Source organism: Candidatus Microthrix parvicella Bio17-1, assembly GCF_000299415.1.
Lineage (GTDB): Bacteria > Actinomycetota > Acidimicrobiia > Acidimicrobiales > Microtrichaceae > Microthrix > Microthrix parvicella.
The window spans coordinates 249,442-266,414 of the sequence record NZ_AMPG01000003.1 but is presented as its reverse complement, the minus strand read 5'-3'; the positions used below and the strand labels follow the sequence as shown (position 1 = coordinate 266,414).

The window sequence follows — 16,973 nt, the reverse complement described above, 5'->3', positions numbered from 1 at the left end:
GGCCGCGCCGGCCAGGCTGTGGCGCTTGCAACGGCCGCGCTCGTGGTCGGCAACGGGCTGCGGCTTCGTCGCCACGCCAAGGCTCTGCCGGCGCTCGCCTATGCGCCGGCCTCCACGGAAGGGCCGGACGGCGCCGCGGCGCCGCAGCGCTCCACCGACGAGTACGTGTTCTGGGTGGCCGAGGGGGTCACGCTCGATGACGCCACTCGCCAGGCGGTCGTCGCCCACCTGGAATCCACCGGTGCCGCCGTGGTGGACGTGGTACCCGGCGATCTTCCGGCCCTTCGGGCCCTCGACCTGGTGCGAATGGTCGATCCCCGCAGCTTCGAAGGCGCTCCCATGGCCCAGGGCCGAGGCGCCTTTGCCCTGTTGTGCGCCCGGGCCGAGGTCGCCGATCGTGCCCGCCTCACGCCCGGAACCAACGTCGGTCTCCAGCAGATGGTGCACACCACGCTCGAACTGAAACGCCATGCGCCCCGCAGCATGCACCACGTGGTCGGCTCGCACCTGCACGCCGCGCCCTCAACCGCACCGCGGAGGGCCGAGGTGGCCCTCGCCGTCTTCGGCGCTGCCACCACTTTTGTGCAGACGGTGGGCATCGCAAGGTTTGTGCTGCTGGCCGCGTTGGTGGTTACGGCACCCCAGGCCGCGATGCTGGCGCTGGCCGCCCTCATCGCCCAACCGGCGCTGGTGTTCGGCGGCAACCAGGCACTGTCCCCCGGCGACCTGGGAGCAAAAAGCCTGATGAGGCCGGTCGGCGAGCCCGCCGAGGCGGTCGGCACCCTGACCCAAATACCGGCCGCCAAAATTGCTTCCACGTCGCCCGCCGATGAGCGCCGTCGTGACCCGGCGGTTCGTGTCGCCTACGCAGCCGAGGCCGCCAACGACACCGACCGCTTCGTCGAGGCACCGCGCACCACGTGCCCCTGGTGCGGGTCGGCGGGGTTGTCTCGGCAACTCGACACCATTGACCTGTTGCAGCACAAGCCCGGCACCTTCCACATCGACCGCTGCGACGCCTGCGATCACAAATTCCAGAACCCCCGCCTCACCATCGAGGGGCTCGACTACTACTACCGCGACTTCTACGACGGCATCGGCGCCGACAGCGCCGACTTCATCTTCGGGGTGAGCGACAAGTCCTATGTCGACCGGGTCGAGATGGTGAAGCGCCACATCGATGCCCCACCCGTCAACTGGCTGGACGTCGGCACCGGCCACGGCCACTTCCCGTTGATCGCCGCCGGAGTGCTCACCGACACCACCTTCGACGGGCTCGACCTGTCCGACGGCGTCGACGACGCTGCCCGGCGGGGCTGGATCTCCACCGGCCACCGTGGACTCTTCCCCGAGCTGAGCGCCGGGCTGGCCGGGCAGTACGAGACGGTCAGCATGCACCACTACCTGGAGCACACCCGCGAACCACACGACGAGTTGGCCGCCGCCGCCGAAGTGCTGTCCCCCGGCGGGCTCCTGCTGGTCGAGGTGCCCAACCCGGAGTGTGTGCTGGGCCGGGTGCTGGGCAAGTACTGGGTGCCCTGGTTCCAGCCCCAGCATCAACACCTGATCCCCCGGGGCAACCTGTGCAAGGCGCTCGTCGACCTGGGCTTCGAGATTCTCGATCAGGAGGTCGCACCGGCCCACCAGCCGGTCGACTTCTCCCTTGGCGCATGGTTTGCGGTCAACCGGGCGGCCCCCGAGTTGAACCTGCCGTGGATGCCGCCCACCACCGCCATCGACCGGGCAAGGCGGACCGTCGGCATGACCGTGGGCGCACCGTTCATGATCGGCGGACTCCTCGCCGATCAGATCGTCGCGCCGGCGCTCAAGCGCTACGACGGCGGAAACACCTACCGGGTGCTCGCCCGCCTCCCAGCCGACGCCTGACCTCCCCGGGTACAGCGCCCAACCGGTCCGCTTCAGCACCGAGAAGCCGCTGCGCCAGTGACCGACGCGTGTCCAGACATGGAAATTCGCCTGCGTTACGCTTCGCACCCTCCGAAGGGGGGTCCCGATGGTGACCGATTTTGACGCTCCGACCTTTCAGTGCGACGTGATCCTGAAAGGTGGGATCACCAGCGGGGTCGTCTATCCACCGGCCATCACCGAACTTGCCCGGACCCATCGGCTTCGCCGTATCGCCGGGTCGTCCGCAGGGGCCATCGGCGCGTCTGCGGCCGCCGCCGCCGAAGTAGGACGCCGTTCCGCTACCGGCGGGTTCCCGTTGCTGGTCGAGCTGGCGAAGGATCTTGCGACAACCGACTCCCAGGGACGCACCAGGCTCTTCGGTTTGTTTCAGCCCCAGGACGAAACACGTGCCATCTTCTCCACCGTGTGGGACGCACGCTCGACCACCGGGTTCGCCCGGTGGCGCGTCGTCCTCATGGGGCTTCTCAAGGCGGGCCCGCGCCGGCGGTTGTGGTTTGTGGGGGCGTTGACCCTCATCCTCATGTCGTTGCCATTCGTGGCGAGCCTCATTGTCGGTGGTCCGCTCTGGCTGCCGCTGATACTCAGCGCGCTCCTCGCATTGCTGTTCATGTCGCTCGGGTTCGTCGCCGCCGTCGTGTGGTCTGGCATGGCCGTGGCCTCCACCGCTCAGTCGGCTTTGACGGGCAACTTCCACGGTTTCGTCAATGGCTCCACACCCACCGGCAGCGACCACCCGGCGCTCACCGACTGGATGTACGACGCGCTCCAGCGCCTGGCCGGGCGTGGCGACGCCTCCCAGGCGGCGCTCAACTCGATACCGGTCACCCATGGGGAGGTGGCAACCGCGGGTGCGCAGTTCATCGCCATCTCCACCAACCTCAGCAGGGGGACGTCCGAACAGATTCCGTTTCGGGACAAAATTTGGGCGTTCGACCCGGACGAGTTCTCCAAGATCTTCCCTACCGACGTGGTCGACCACATGGTGAAATACGCCGCACGCCCGATCCGCGACGATGTGATCGAGGCGCTCGGCGATCGACTTCACCTCCTCCCGCCGCCCGAACAGCTCCCCATCATCGTGACCGCGCGCATGAGCCTGTCGTTCCCCGTGCTGCTGTCTGCTGTACCGCTGCACGGACTCACCCCGCTGCACGTCGACGGCGAGTGGATCGTGAAGTTTGTTCGAAACTGGTTTTCCGACGGTGGCATCACCTCCAACCTGCCGGTCCATCTCTTCGACCGTCCTCTGCCCACCTACCCGACGTATGCCATCAACCTCGCCACCAGCTCCGACATCTCGACCGACCCGTGCGGCAACGTGTCGCGGCCGATCAAGGCAGGGCAGGGCCGCCTCCCGGCCACTTCAGAAATCTCGTCCACCGTCGGTCTGCTCAGCGCGGTGTTCGACACCATGCAGAACTGGTCCGACAACAACCTGATCCACACCGCCGGGTTTAAGGAGCGCATCTGCACGATACGATTGGGAAGCAGCGAGGGAGGCATGAACCTTGACATGCCCCCCGAACGGATCCTTCCCCTGATCGAACGCGGTCGTTGCGCCGGCCTCAACCTGTCCTCGATGCGTACCGGCGACCTGACCAACACGGAGATCGAGCCGTCGAACGCTGCTCTCCACCAGTGGGACCGCCATCGCTGGACACGCTTCCGTATCGCCGGGGCCGGCCTCGGCAGGCTCGTCGGTGACGTTCAGCCGGTTCTCGCGGCCCCGACCACCGACGGCACCACGAACTACGTCGACCTCGGCTTGGAGGTGGCTCAAGCACAGTCGTCTTTCCCCTATGCCTCGGATTGGGACGCGGACCACAACCAAGACGTCATAGCCATGTGGGAATCCGTGCTCGACCTCGCCGGACAGCCACCAGATCGATTCGGTCCAGGCCCACCAGGAATCAGGCTCAGCTTTGGTGCGAACTTCGACACAGTATCCGTGACCCCAACGCCCCCCGTGCAGCCCACACAGACGACCTAAAAACCCTGGCCACCCGCATCTGACTACGGATCAGAAGGTTGGGGGTTCGAGTCCCACCGAGCGCACTAGGCGATCGGTTCGCGCTCCGAATGGGCACCACCCGGATTGCCACCGGCTACCACCGCTGAGGGACGTTGATCAGGAGCCTGGAAGTCGTTCGAAGCGTTGGCGAGCTCCTTGTCGGGTCATGCCAAGCTGCGCTCCGATGACCCCCCAGGATGCTCCTTCGCGCCGTGCGCGCATGGCGGCTGCGTTGATTCGGTCGACAGCATCTTGGCGTGCCGCTGCCGCAGTACGGAGCTCCGCGAGTGCGTCACCGGCAACGACGACGTACCCATCCTCGGGCGCGTCGTCGAACGCTTCGACGATTGCCGCTGCTTCGTCTTCGGTGAGGTTCTTCGGGCGCTTGGATATCTTCATCGAGGGTCACCTCCTGGAGGACCAATCATCTTCAGGTACTTGCGACGGGCTTGCATTGCGTGGATCACGTATTCCTGTTCTCCTGCTTGGAGGTTGCCGACCTCGAGGAGAACGGCCCGGCGATCGGTGCCGACCAGCACGGATGACAATAGACGTTGTCAGCTCACATACGACCGCCCGGAATCATCGGCCGAGCCACCGCTTCGCCCACTCGATATCGGCCCTTATGCCGTGCTCGACAAGCACGTGCCGGGGTCGAGCGGCACGCGATTGCCGCCTGTAGATTTTAGCTCAATCGCATACGTTGTCCTGGGAACTGCTCAGCCCCACATGGTGCAGAGCGGAACTGCGGAGATCCGGTCGCCGAGTTCGTAGATGCCCGGGCCGCTGTGGATCACCGCTCCCGCTGTGAACTGGTCGCCGAGTTCATCGCGCAGCCATGCCAGATGGCGGGCATCCTTGCGTTGAGGAGCGGTGCCCGCCTTGAACTCCAGCGCAACGATTCGGCCAGGCCCAAGCTCGACAACGAGGTCGATCTCGCGTCGGCCCGCTTCAAGCCTCAAGTGATGAAGTGCAGGCCGAGGGTGCGTTTGAGCGACCTCCGGGCGCAACTGTGCCACGGCAAACGCATCGAACCACCGGCCCAGAAGCTTGGCATCGGACATCACCGCCTCGAAGGTCAGCCCGGCCGCTGCAGCGGCGAGGCCGGTATCGACGAGGTACCGTTTGCCTGTCTTGGTGAGCCGCTTGATCTGATTTGTCGACCATGCCGGCACGAGGTCATACACGTAGAGGTTGCGGAGCAGTTGGTCGTACTCGGCAGCTGTCTTGGCGTTGATATCGACGGAGCGATACAGGGTCGAGTCGCTCGGCAGTCCAGCGTTGTGGAGCGACAGCGCGTTGAGGTACAGACGCAGCTTGGCCGGATCCTTAGAGCGGCCGTAGGCGGCGGCATCGCGTGTGATGAGGTCGTTGACGTACCCCTCGAGCCAGATGAACTGCTGGCGCCGGGTGAGGTCTCGGTAGGCCACTTCCGGGAATCCGCCGCGTAGGGCTGCTGCGATGTAGCCGTCGATATCGGGGATGGTGTCGGGAAGCGTCAAGGACTCAGCTCCCTGGTGTGCCAACCGAGCGAGGAACGAGCCGTCTTTGTTGGCGGTGCTCCCAAGAACCTCGCGTTCGGTCAGGGGATACATGTCCATCCGCACGACCCGCCCGGTGCCGGGCCAGGTCTCGTTGTCGAGTTCGGCGCGTACGCTGCCGGTGAGCACGAACTGTCCCGGAGACGAGTCCCGGTCGACCCATCGCTTCACCGCGCCCAGCACCTTCGGAACCTCCTGCCACTCATCGATCAGCAGGGGCAAGGTTGCTCGGCGCAGCGCAGCATCCGGGTCGGCCCGATAGAGGGCAGCCATGCCTGGCTCATCGAGCCGGTCGACCTGGGCAACGGTTTGAGCGGCAGTGGTGGTCTTCCCTGCCGCCCGTGGGCCGGTGATCATCACTGCGGGGAAGGTCGCCATGAGTTCGGCCAGGTACGCGTCGGCCGTCCTTGCCCTGTAGCGGCTACTCACCTGAACCCGGCAGTCGTTTCGTTGCGTTGACCCGCTCCATGGGCCGAGACTACCCAGATTGCGCGTTCCTGACTACCAAGATTACGCGGTCATCGCTACCAACTTTACGCGACGGACGGAGGTCGTGCTGGCATCGCGTCAAAGATTGCAACTCCATCTGCGTCGTCGAAGACCCCGATTTCAAGTGGAACGGCGTTCGTGGATGGTCCGATGAACATCGTGACCTCAGGATCGTCGGTCTTGAATCCTCGCCAGTGGTGTCGAAGTGCTTGGAGCATGTCGCTATCGGGGACACCGTGCTTGCGGGCGCTCGCCTCGATGCACGCTGGGGTCGGTCGTCTCAGGATTCAGTATTGTCACCTTCTCCAACGGTCCATAATCCCCTCCGTTGACCCGCTTTCCCCACTCGGTATCTACCCGAGTCGAACGCTGCATAGTCCCGGCCAGGAGCGACCGTGGACGCCGGCACTCTTGTGGGGGCGCCATCCCCAGCCAGATCAGCGAAGCCCGATCGGAACATGGGGAAACTCACGTCCAGCAGCCATGAGAGTGTGCGGGCGTTGGAGTCCGAGGGACTCATCGAGCGGACCGGTAAATCCACCCGGGGCCCACAGGCCTACTGCACGCCGGAGAGCCCGGAGCCATATGCTCGACAACGGTTGGGGGCATGGAAATGAGCAGTCGGGCGGCATCAGGCGGGCGATAGGTTCACTTGGGCATGACCGAGCCCACGGGACAGCTCCAGCGACAACGCGTCGCCGTCCTCGGCTCGCTCAACGCGACGCTGCGGCGCCGATTCAGCCGCTCGACCATGCGCGGCGATCTGTTGGCGGCCCTCGTGGTGACGGCGCTGATGGTGCCGCAGTCACTGGGCTACGCGGCGCTGGCCGGCGCTCCGGTGCAGACCGGGTTGTACGCCCTGCCGTTGGCGCTGGGTGTGTACGCCTTCGTGGGGTCGTCCCCACAGCTGATTGTGGGCCCGGTTTCGACCGTGTCGGTGCTGACCGGGTCGATCGTTGCGTCGCACGGGGCGAAAAGCCCTCAGGAGGCGCTGGCCCTGGTGACGGCGTTGGCGATCATCTCGGGGCTCATCCTGATGATCGCAGGGTTGCTCCGGCTGGGTTGGGTCGCCGACTTTCTCTCCAAGCCGATCGTGACCGGCTTCGTGTTTGGCCTCTCGATCTTGATCGTCGTCGGTGAGATCCCCACGTTGCTGGGATTGCCACGCGGCTCGGGCAACTTCGTCGGCAGGGTCAGCGGCATCGCCGGGCACCTCGGCGAAATCCAACCCAAGAACGCCGCCGTCGGCGCGGTGGCCCTCGCCGTGCTGTTTCTGGGGCCACGCATCAAATCGGTGGTTCCGTGGGGCCTGGTGGTGGTGATCGGCGGGCTGGTGGTCGCCAAGTTCGTCGACTTTCCGGCTGCGGGGATCGCCGAAATTGGCAAGGTGCCAAGCGGCCTTCCGGGGCTGGCGATACCCGACCTGTCCGTTGGGGACATGGGCGGTCTGCTTGCGAGCGGCGCCGCCCTGGCAATGGTGGGCCTGGCCGAAAGCTTGAGCGCCGCGAGGCTGTTTGCCTCCCAGAACGGCTATCACGTCGACGCGAATCGAGAACTCATCGGCACCGGCGCCGCCAATGTCGCCGCTGGATTCTCCGGCGGCATCGGCGTGGGCGGCAGCCTGTCGAAGACCGCCGCGGCTGACAACAGCGGCGGGCGTAGCCCACTGACCAGCCTGGCAACCATGGGCCTGGTGGTCGTGGTGGTGCTCTTCTTTGCACCATCGCTGGGTGGCCTGCCAAAAGTGGTGCTGTCGGCGGTCGTCGTTCACGCGGTGTGGCCACTGATGGACCTCAATGCACTCGCCCGTTATCGCAGCATCCGTCGAAACGACTTTGTCGGCGCCTTGGCGGCGCTCGTCGGTGTACTGGTGCTGGGCACCCTGTACGGCCTGTTGGCGGCGATCGCCCAGTCGATCCTGGGCCTGATCTATCGAACGAGCCGAATCGAGGTGGACGTACTGGGCAAGGTGCGCTCGGAGAAGGCCGCCTGGGGGTCGGTCGACCGCAACCCCAAGAACCCCACCGTGAACGGAATCATGGTGCTGCGGCTGACCAAGCCGCTGTTTTGGGTGAACGCAGCCGCCGCTGTTGAGTTGATCACCACCGAGATCGAGGCCGAGCCCGACACCGAGGCCGTCATCATCAACATGGAGGCCACGAATCAACTGGACACCACGAGCGCCGACGCGCTTGGAGAGTTGATTGGGCACCTGCACCGGCACGGTATCGATGTGCATCTCGTCCGGGTCATCTACCCGACCCGGCAGGTGCTCGAGGCATCCGGGGTGCACGACATCCTGGGACCGGATCACATGTGGCGCACCATCTCACAAGGCGTCAAGGCGGCGAAGAAGGCCCGCAAGGCGAACGAATAGGCCTCGTCGACGGTTCGTTGCGAACAATGACCGGACCGAAACGGCATCACCTGCCGTGCACTGCCGGGTCCGGCCCCACCGCTTGCACGTATTCTGATCCGGTTTCCCCAAACGCCTGAACCCGAAAGCCCGACGTGACCCGCACCACCCTTCGTGACCTCTGGGCGCACAAGCGCCGCCTGATCTCCACCTGCATTGCCGTGTTGCTGGGCGTGGCCTTCATGTCGGGCACCCTGGTGCTGACCAGCACGATCAACAGTGTGTTCGACGATCTGTTTGCCGCGGGCACCAAAGGTACCGACGCCGTGGTGCGCGGGCCGGTGCTGTTCAAATCGGAGCGTGGTGGCGAACAGCGCGACCGCCTTCCCGAAGACGTCGTCACCAAGGTGCGAGCAGTACCGGGAGTGGCGGCGGCCAGCCCGGCGATTGCGTCGTTCGAGTTCACCCTTCTGAACAAGAAGGGCGACCCGATGGGTGGTGCGGGCCCGCCCACCATCATCGGGTCGTGGGACACCGACCCGACCCTCAATCCCTACCAGGTGGTCAGCGGGCGGGCGCCCGAGGCCAATGGCGAAGCCGTGATCAACCGCGCCGCCGCCAACGACGGACCCTTCGAGGTGGGCGACACGTTGGTGTTGGTCACCCCCGAGGGCCAACAGAAGCTGAAGCTGGTGGGCATCAGCCGGTTTGGCGACGCCGACTCCTCTGGCGGGGTCATCTCGGTGGCAACGACCCTGGCTCAGGCACAAACGCTGGCCGGCGCTTCCAACAAGCTGGACCAGGTGAACGCTCGGGCCAAGGCGGGCATCAGCCCCGACCAACTCGTCACCCAACTCCGGGCCGCCAAGGTGGCACCCGGCGCCAACGTCATCACCGGAGAGGCGTTGGCGAAGGAGCAGGCAACCGACCTGAAGGACGTCTTCGGGTTCTTCTCAAAGATCCTGTTGACCTTCGCCTTCATCGCGCTGTTCGTCGGCATCTTCATCATCTCGAACACGTTCAGCATCCTGCTGGCGCAACGCACCAAACAGTTGGCCCTGATGCGTGCCCTCGGCGCCAGCCGCCGTCAGGTGCTGGGCTCGGTGCTGCTGGAGGCCGGGATCATCGGGGTGATCTCGGCCCTCCTCGGCTTTGTCGCCGGCGTCGGTTTGGCCCAGGCGGCATTCGTACTGCTGCGCAAAGCCGGGTTGGACCTGCCCTCGACCGGCCTCACCATCACCGCCGGCAACGCGGCGGTGTCGATCCTGGTTGGGTTGGCCATCACGGCCGGTTCGGCAATGCTGCCGGCAATCCGGGCCACCCGCGTGCCGCCGATCGCTGCGCTACAGGACGTGGCAACCGACGAATCAGACCGGTCGCGATTCCGTGCTGCGACCGGGGCGGTGGCGGCGGTGATCGGCGTGGTGCTGCTGCTCCCGTCGTTTGGGAGCGACCCGAGCACCGACCGCCTGCCCACCATCGGTCTGGGCATGGCGCTGGTGGTGGTGGCCGTGCTGATCCTTGGCCCGGTCTACGCCCGGCCGCTCTCCAACCTGGTCGGTTCCCCCCTCCCGAAGCTGAAGGGCGTCACCGGACGGCTCTCACGTCAGAACGCCACGCGCAATCCACGCCGCACTGCGTCCACCGCATCGGCCCTCATCATCGGCGTGACCCTGATTGGGTTCATCACCATCTTCGCCAACTCGGCGCAGTCGTCGGTGACGAAGTCGATCAGCGGCGGGTTCAAAGGCGACTACATCGTGCAGCCCGCCAGCCAGCAGACGTTTGCGGGCGCCGGTCCCGAGCTGAGCGAACGGATGGCCAAGGTGCCGGGTGTGGCCGACGTGACCGCCATCGCCGGCGCCGAGGCCCTGCTGGAACTGCCGGACGGAACCAAGTCACCCGCCATTCTCGCCGGCATCGACCCGGCCACCTACACCAAGCTGTTCGACGCCAAGATGGAGCGGGGTGCGCTGACCGACCTGCGCGACGGTCAGATCGTCGTCGATCGACAGGTGGCTGAAAAGAACAAGCTGAGCATCGGCGACTCGGTGAAGTTGACCGGCAGAAACGGCGCCACACTGACGTTCAAGGTGGCGGCGATCAGCGACGAACGGGTGCTGCTCGGCCAGTGGAGCACCACGCGTGCCGACGCCTCACGTCTCACCGAACAGCCCACCGACTTCCTCGTCGCCATCAAGGCCGCGGCCGGCACCCCGCCTGCGTCGCTCCGCCCGGAGCTCAAGAAGATCGCCAAAGACTTCCCCACCATGAAGCTTCAGGACCGGGAGGAGTTCACCGGCAGCATCGTGACCCAGATCAGCGCCCTATTGAACGTGATTTATGGTTTGCTGGCGGTGTCGGTGGTGATCGCCCTGATCGGCATTGCCAACACCCTGTCGCTGTCGATCCACGAACGCACCAGGGAGGTGGGGCTGCTGCGGGCAACCGGCATGACCCGACGGCAGCTTCGGTCGTCGGTGCGCTGGGAGGCGGTGATCGTGGCGCTGATGGGTACCGGAATCGGGCTCTTGCTCGGGCTCGGCCTCAGCTTCACCCTGATTCAGGCCCTCAAGAGCCAGGGCTTCAACACCTTCGCCATCCCCGTCGGCGGTCTGGTGACCGTGGTGGTGTTCGGTGCCGCCGTCGGTGTGATCGCATCGATCCGGCCCGCCTCGAAGGCCGCCAAACTGAACGTGCTGGAGGCGATCTCCAGCGAGTAGGTGTCCTCGGCCGACCCGGTCAGCCATCGCCGGGGTCGGCCGCGGGGCCGATGCCCTCGTCCGCCTCGTCGCCGATGAAGTCGGCGTTGTCGCCCTGACGAATCTCGTCGGTGATGATTCGACGCCGGATCTGCAGGTCGCCGGCGGTGCCCACCACCTCCAGATCGTCGATGGCCACCAACTCGCCATCGCGGAACCGCAGTAGGGCGGCGCCGGCCGGCAGGTCGTTCTCCACCAGCAGCGAGCCCAACCCGGTGGCGCCGGTGGACCCAACCTCCCACACCACCGTGCCGTTGCGGGCGCCCAGCCGTGAACGGTGTCCATGTCCAACGATGGCCAACGGCACCTGGCCCACCAGGTCACGCAGAATCACCGGGTTGTGCACGGCCAGCACGTCGGGTTGCTCGCGTTCCAACAGTTGGGCCACCGCGGGCGCTGCGGCGTACTCGGTGGCCTTGCGCTGCTCCTTGGGTACCGGGTTGGCGGTGGTGATCACCGGATCGTCGAAGCCGGCGATCCTCACCCCCTCCACGTCGACGACCCTGTTGTGGAGCGCCGTGATGCCGGGCGTGGCCTTGATGGCCCGCCGGTTGGGGCGAGAGTCGTGGTTGCCGGCGACGTACAGGTACGGCACCGGAAAGTCGGCGAGCGCGTCGGCGTAGACGCCCTCAAAGCTGGAGCCGAACGAGGTGGTGTCGCCCGTGTCGACCACCGCATCCACATCGAATGAGGTGGCCAGACGACGGGCCAGCTGGGCACCGATGGGGTTGAGGTGCAGGTCGGAGATGTGCAGGATCACCACCTCGCCCTCCGAATCGGCGATCGACTGGGTGAGCGTGGCCGAGTACAGGCCCGCCAGACGATTGGTCAGGGCGCTGACCCGCCGGTCCAACGGCCCCTCGGTGGTGGAGATCGACGCCATCATCTGGCGCCCGGCATCCACTGGGCCCTCATAGGTGAGCTCATCAAAGCGCCGGCTGTCGAACCCGGGCAGCGCCGAAGCGGCAAGCACCACGGCCAGCAGACCCCCGCCAACAGCACCCAGCACCACCGTGCGCTTGCGTCGCCACGGCAATACCGCCGCAGCGACCGCTCCGACCAAGGCGGCGACCAGGCCGAAACGCACGACGGCGGCGGTCAGCGCACCCCGGGTATCGGCCTCGATCGAGGAGCGCAGCGCCGACGCGTCGACGCGCCCGTCGCTGCCGATCAGCTGGGGCACGTCAAGGGAACGCAGCTCCATGCGCACCTCCACCGGACCCCGGTGGGTGGGGGCGCTCGCCTGTCCCAACGGCGGAAGGCCCAGAGTGGTGTGGCCGCGCGCGGTGGGCCAGAACCCAATCGACACCGAGCCGGGGCCCACCGGGTGATCGGAGCTGCCGAGCATCGGGGCCAGCAGCAGCACCGCAAGCGCCACCACGCACACGGTGACCGCCGCCCGAACCCACCGCAGACGCGACGGCGCAGCGGGAGCCTGCGGGGCTGGATCGGCCATGCCCGATCGTACCGTCGGTGCCACGGCCGCCCGCGGGGTGACGGTTGCGGCGAAGATCAATCTGACACCAGCCACCCACGGCCTGGCAGAATCGTGTCTCGGCACATCTGCCAGAAGGGGGAGCCAATGAGGCGCATGGGGATCGGGATCGGGGTGCTTGCAGTGGTCATGATGAGCGCAGGTTGCGGAGGTGGCGACTCGGGTGGCGACGACGCCACTCCAAAAGACGCCACCAGCACAACGGCCGCATCGACCGGTGGCGATGAGGCGGGCTCCACAGAAGCCCCGAAGCGACCCGACGGCCCGGCAGGCACCTTCGGCGACGAGTTGACCGGCGGCAACGGCCTTTCGCTGCTTGCTGCAGGCGAGCTTCCCGATTTGGCCGAGGCCGGGTACACCGAGGGCGAGTACCCGGTGTCGGGCACGGCCACGGGCTACAAGTCCGACGGCGAACTCCCCGCCGACGGCACCTTCAAATTGATCGAACAGGGCTCGGGCGAATACAACACCCGGGTGGTGGTTCGTCGCCCCAAGGATCCAGCGAACTTCAACGGCACGGTGGTGGTCGAGTGGAACAACGTGAGTTCCGGTGCCGATGTGGCTCCCGACTACACCTACATGGCCGACGAGATCGTGCGCAACGGCTACGCGTGGGTGGGTGTGTCGGCGCAACACATCGGCATCGAAGGTGGCACGGTGGCCGTCGAGGCCCCAGGCGCAGAGTTCACCGGCGCGGGCAAGGGTCTGAAGGCATTCGACCCGGCGCGATACGGCGACCTGAAACATCCAGGCGACGCCTTCAGCTACGACATCTACACCCAGGTTGGACGGGCACTCCGCCAGGAGGGCGGCTCCAACCCCCTGGGCGACCTCGACGTGCAGCGTCTGCTTGCTGTTGGTGAATCGCAGTCGGCGTTTGCCCTCACCACCTACGTCAACGGGGTGCAGCCGCTGACCGAGGAGTTTGACGGGTTCATCATCCACAGCCGTGGCGGCGCGGCGGCGCCGCTGGGCAAGCCGGGCGAGGGCATCGACATCGCCGGCACCATCGCCGGGCAGCCCACCACGATTCGCACCGATCTTGAGGTGCCGGTCATCACGGTGCAAACCGAAAGCGACGTGCTGGGCATCCTGGATTCCTACCCCTCCCGACAGGACGACAACGACAAGTTCCGTCTGTGGGAGATCGCCGGAACGGCCCACGCCGACTACTACCAGTTGGGTGCCACCGAGGAACTGCTGAAGTGCCCCAAACCGATCAACCGCGGCCAACAAAGCTTCGTGTTGAAGGCGGCGCTGCGCCAACTGGAGGACTGGGCCAAGAACGGTGAGGCCCCACCCAAGGCCGCCCGTCTGGACGTCGACAGCTCGGGCGCCCAGCCCGTCTACAAGCACGACGACGTGGGCAACGTCACCGGAGGCGTCCGCACCCCAGCAGTGGAGGCACCCGTCGATGTGCTGTCCGGGCTGCCGGCTGAAGGGGCCAACGTCATCTGCATGCTGATGGGCTCGACCACGCCAATTCCGCCCGCCGACCTGGCCAGGATGTACGACTCCCCGAAGGCCTACGACGACGACTACGCCACGGCCGCCGATGCCGCCATCGACGCCAAGTTTGTGCTGAAAGACGACCGGGAGGCCCTCATCGCCGAGGCCCAACCCGACCGCATCGCAGGCTGACCTCAAGCCGGGGCCGGCTGCGGGGACGCTGTGGTGACGGATGGCTGCCGGCCACACACAGCAGAACTGTTCAACGCCGACAGGGCATGGGACACTGACGCACTTCCGAGGAGGGGCACACCCATGAAGACACACACCAGGCATCGTTGGTTTGCCGCGCTGATCGCAGCCGTCGCCATCGCCGGGCTCTCGCTGAGCAGCGGCACTTCGGTCGGCGCTCAGAGCACACCTTCAACCGTTCCGGCCGCCACACCCGAGACCGCCACACCCGAGGTGCAGCCCGCATCGTTGGGGCCGATTGGCCACCAAGGGCGTTGGCTGACCACCGCCGATGGGCGCGTGCTCATGTTGAACGGCACCAACTTCGTCGACAAGAACCTGTTTACCCCGGCGGGGTATGGCTTCGAAGAAGACGACGCCCAGTGGTTGGCCGCCAACGGGTTTGACGCGGTTCGGCTGGGCTTCAACGCCGGTGCGGTCATGCCAACCCCAGGCGTCATCGACACCGCCTACGTGGACTCGTTCGTCGAAACCGTTGAGCTGCTGGAGGCCAACGGCCTGCTGGTGCTGATCGACCTGCATCAGGACGGCTGGGGCCCCTCGTTGGGCAGCAACGGGTTTCCCGAATGGATGACGCTCACCCATGGCGCCGAGAACACCGGTACCCCCTTTCCGTTGTACTACCTGACCAACCCGGCAATTCAGGTGGCATTCGACAGCTTCTGGGCCAACGAGAAGGGGCCGGGTGACGTGCCTCTACAGGACCGGGTGGCCACCGTGTTCGACGTGATGGCACAGCGACTGGCCAGCAGCGACGCCATTTTGGGTTGGGACCTGCTCAACGAGCCGTGGCCTGGAACCAACTTCGGACCGTGTATTGAGAGCGGCCCCGGCTGCCCCGCACAGGACAAGGCCTCACTCGACCCGTACTACTCGCGTATCACCGGTGCCATTCGCAACGCCGGCGCCGAACAGCTGGTGTTCGGTGAGCCCTGGGTGCTGTTCAACTTCGGTGAGCCAGACACCAACATCGCCTTGCCGGGTGGCGACGCCAACAGCGGTCTCAGCTTCCACGTGTACCCCCTGTCTGACGACAAGGTCCCGGTGGTGATGGACAAGGCGGAAGCCTGGTCGGCCACAACCGGCGGTGCGCTGCTGAACACCGAGTTTGGCGCCAACCCCGACCCGAAGTTCACCGACATGAACATCAAGGAGTTCGACCGGGCGTTGATCCCCTGGATGCACTGGGCCTACAACGAGAACACCATCGAGGACCTGAAGGCGCCGCCCTCCGACCACGAGGCCGACAACGTCGATGCGCTGGTGCGGCCCCACCCGCTGGCTATTGGCGGTACCCCAACCCGGCTGGACTACGACCTGCCGACGCGGGTGATGCGCTTCACGTGGGACACCACCGGACCAGACGGCACACAGTTTCCCGCCGACACCGAAACCGTGTTTCAGGTGGCCCCGCGCACCTACCCCAAGGGCTACAAGGTGCTGACCGTCGGGGCGACGGTGACCTCGGAGCCAAATGCGGCTTCGCTGACCGTTGTGGCCGACGGCTCGACCGCCGAGCCCAAGGTGGTCGTCTATCCGGCCGACTCGCCGACACCCAGCCTGGACTTCCCCGAGGTTGAACTGCCCGCAACACCCACCACCCCCGGGCCGTCCACCGACGAGCCTCCTGCCGCCGAACCCTCCTCGAACGGCAATGCACCATCAAACGGCAATGCACCATCGGACGGCAATGCACCATCAAACGGCAATGCACCTTCAAACGGCAAGGCACCATCGGCCGGCAACCAGCCGACGGACGGCAACCAGCCGACGGCCGGGAACGAGGCCGGTGCCCCGGTCATATCGACCGGGCCCATCACCGCTCCGCTGACGCCCCGCTTTACCGGTTGACCCCCGGCGGCCGCGCCGGGATCGGGCCGCACGGTACGGTCGAACCATGGGTGACAGCCTCGACCAACCACTGGTACTTCGCTCCGACCTCGACCACGTCGCCACGCTGACGCTGAACCGGCCGGCAGCACGCAACGCCCTGTCCGAGCCCATGCTGGATGCGCTCGCCGCCCGGCTCGACGAGGTGGACGCCGACCCCACGGTGCACGTGGTGGTGCTGACCGGGGCCGGACCTGCGTTCTGTGCCGGACACGACCTGCGCGAGGTTCGTTCCAACGAAGAACCCGAGTTTCGCGAACGCCTCTTTGCCCGCTGCTCCAACGTGATGATGCAACTCACCCGCCTGCGCCGGCCGGTGATCGCACAGGTGGCGGGCGTGGCCACCGCAGCCGGGTGCCAGCTGGTTGCCAGCTGCGACCTGGCGGTCGCAGGCGAGTCGTCCCGCTTCGCCACCCCAGGTGTGAACATCGGCCTGTTCTGCTCGACACCGATGGTTGCCCTTACCCGCACGGTTGCTCCCAAGCACGCCCTTGAAATGTTGCTGACCGGCGACATGATCGATGCCACCGAGGCCCACCGCATCGGGCTGATCAACCGGGTCGTTCCCGACCCGCGGCTGGCAGATGCCACCGAGGAGCTGGCGCGGACCATCGCCTCCAAATCACCCATGACCGTGGCCCTCGGCAAGGCCGCATACTGGAAACAGCGCGACCTACCCTTGGCCGACGCTTACGCGCACACCTCACGCGTGATGGTGGACAACCTGGCAACCAACGACGCCGCAGAAGGCATCGGAGCGTTCCTCGACAAGCGATCTCCCACCTGGATCGGGTCCTGA

The 16,973-nt window shown here is 66.2% G+C and carries 10 protein-coding genes; 7 read left to right on the top strand and 3 right to left on the bottom strand.

The window, feature by feature from the left end; translation table 11 throughout:
• Window positions 1-18: 18 nt before the first annotated feature.
• Together MPARV_RS0114480 and MPARV_RS0114475 are read left to right on the top strand one after the other, a co-directional pair.
• Window positions 19-1,887: a class I SAM-dependent methyltransferase gene (locus MPARV_RS0114480; protein ID WP_020378796.1), complete on the top strand. Its 1,869-nt coding sequence runs from the start codon at window positions 19-21 to the stop codon at window positions 1,885-1,887.
• A gap of 127 nt (window positions 1,888-2,014) precedes the next feature.
• Window positions 2,015-3,919, top strand: coding sequence for a patatin-like phospholipase domain-containing protein (locus MPARV_RS0114475; protein WP_020378795.1), 1,905 nt, complete (start codon window positions 2,015-2,017; stop codon window positions 3,917-3,919).
• 138 nt (window positions 3,920-4,057) lie between these two features.
• On the opposite strand, the gene MPARV_RS21485 is transcribed toward MPARV_RS0114475, so the two are convergent.
• Both MPARV_RS21485 and MPARV_RS0114460 read right to left on the bottom strand, forming a co-directional pair.
• Entirely contained in the window at window positions 4,058-4,339 is a 282-nt protein-coding gene (locus MPARV_RS21485) for a hypothetical protein (RefSeq protein WP_020378794.1), read from the bottom strand.
• Between the two features lie 320 nt (window positions 4,340-4,659).
• Window positions 4,660-5,910: an ATP-binding protein gene (locus MPARV_RS0114460; RefSeq protein WP_031278709.1), complete on the bottom strand. Its 1,251-nt coding sequence runs from the start codon at window positions 5,908-5,910 to the stop codon at window positions 4,660-4,662.
• A 718-nt stretch (window positions 5,911-6,628) separates the two neighbouring features.
• On the opposite strand from MPARV_RS0114460, the gene MPARV_RS0114450 reads away from it, so the two are divergent.
• Both MPARV_RS0114450 and MPARV_RS0114445 read left to right on the top strand, forming a co-directional pair.
• Window positions 6,629-8,347 (top strand): SulP family inorganic anion transporter, encoded by a 1,719-nt coding sequence (locus MPARV_RS0114450; protein ID WP_020378791.1) that lies wholly within the window; start codon window positions 6,629-6,631, stop codon window positions 8,345-8,347.
• Between the two features lie 134 nt (window positions 8,348-8,481).
• Complete coding sequence (locus MPARV_RS0114445) at window positions 8,482-11,049, top strand: ABC transporter permease (RefSeq protein ID WP_020378790.1); 2,568 nt, start codon at window positions 8,482-8,484, stop codon at window positions 11,047-11,049.
• 19 nt (window positions 11,050-11,068) lie between these two features.
• On the opposite strand, the gene MPARV_RS0114440 is transcribed toward MPARV_RS0114445, so the two are convergent.
• A complete protein-coding gene (locus MPARV_RS0114440; protein WP_020378789.1) occupies window positions 11,069-12,544 on the bottom strand; it encodes a metallophosphoesterase family protein in 1,476 nt (491 codons plus the stop codon).
• 135 nt (window positions 12,545-12,679) lie between these two features.
• On the opposite strand from MPARV_RS0114440, the gene MPARV_RS0114435 reads away from it, so the two are divergent.
• The 3 genes from MPARV_RS0114435 (at window position 12,680) to MPARV_RS0114425 (ending at window position 16,973) form a co-directional block, all read left to right on the top strand.
• Entirely contained in the window at window positions 12,680-14,224 is a 1,545-nt protein-coding gene (locus tag MPARV_RS0114435) for an alpha/beta hydrolase domain-containing protein (protein ID WP_020378788.1), read from the top strand.
• Window positions 14,225-14,347: 123 nt separating this feature from the next.
• The gene (locus MPARV_RS0114430; protein WP_020378787.1) at window positions 14,348-16,135 is read left to right on the top strand and encodes a cellulase family glycosylhydrolase; all 1,788 of its coding nucleotides are present in this window, start codon (window positions 14,348-14,350) and stop codon (window positions 16,133-16,135) included.
• Window positions 16,136-16,181: 46 nt separating this feature from the next.
• Window positions 16,182-16,973 carry an enoyl-CoA hydratase gene (locus MPARV_RS0114425; protein WP_020378786.1) on the top strand — a complete coding sequence of 264 codons (792 nt, stop codon included), beginning with the start codon at window positions 16,182-16,184 and terminating at the stop codon, window positions 16,971-16,973.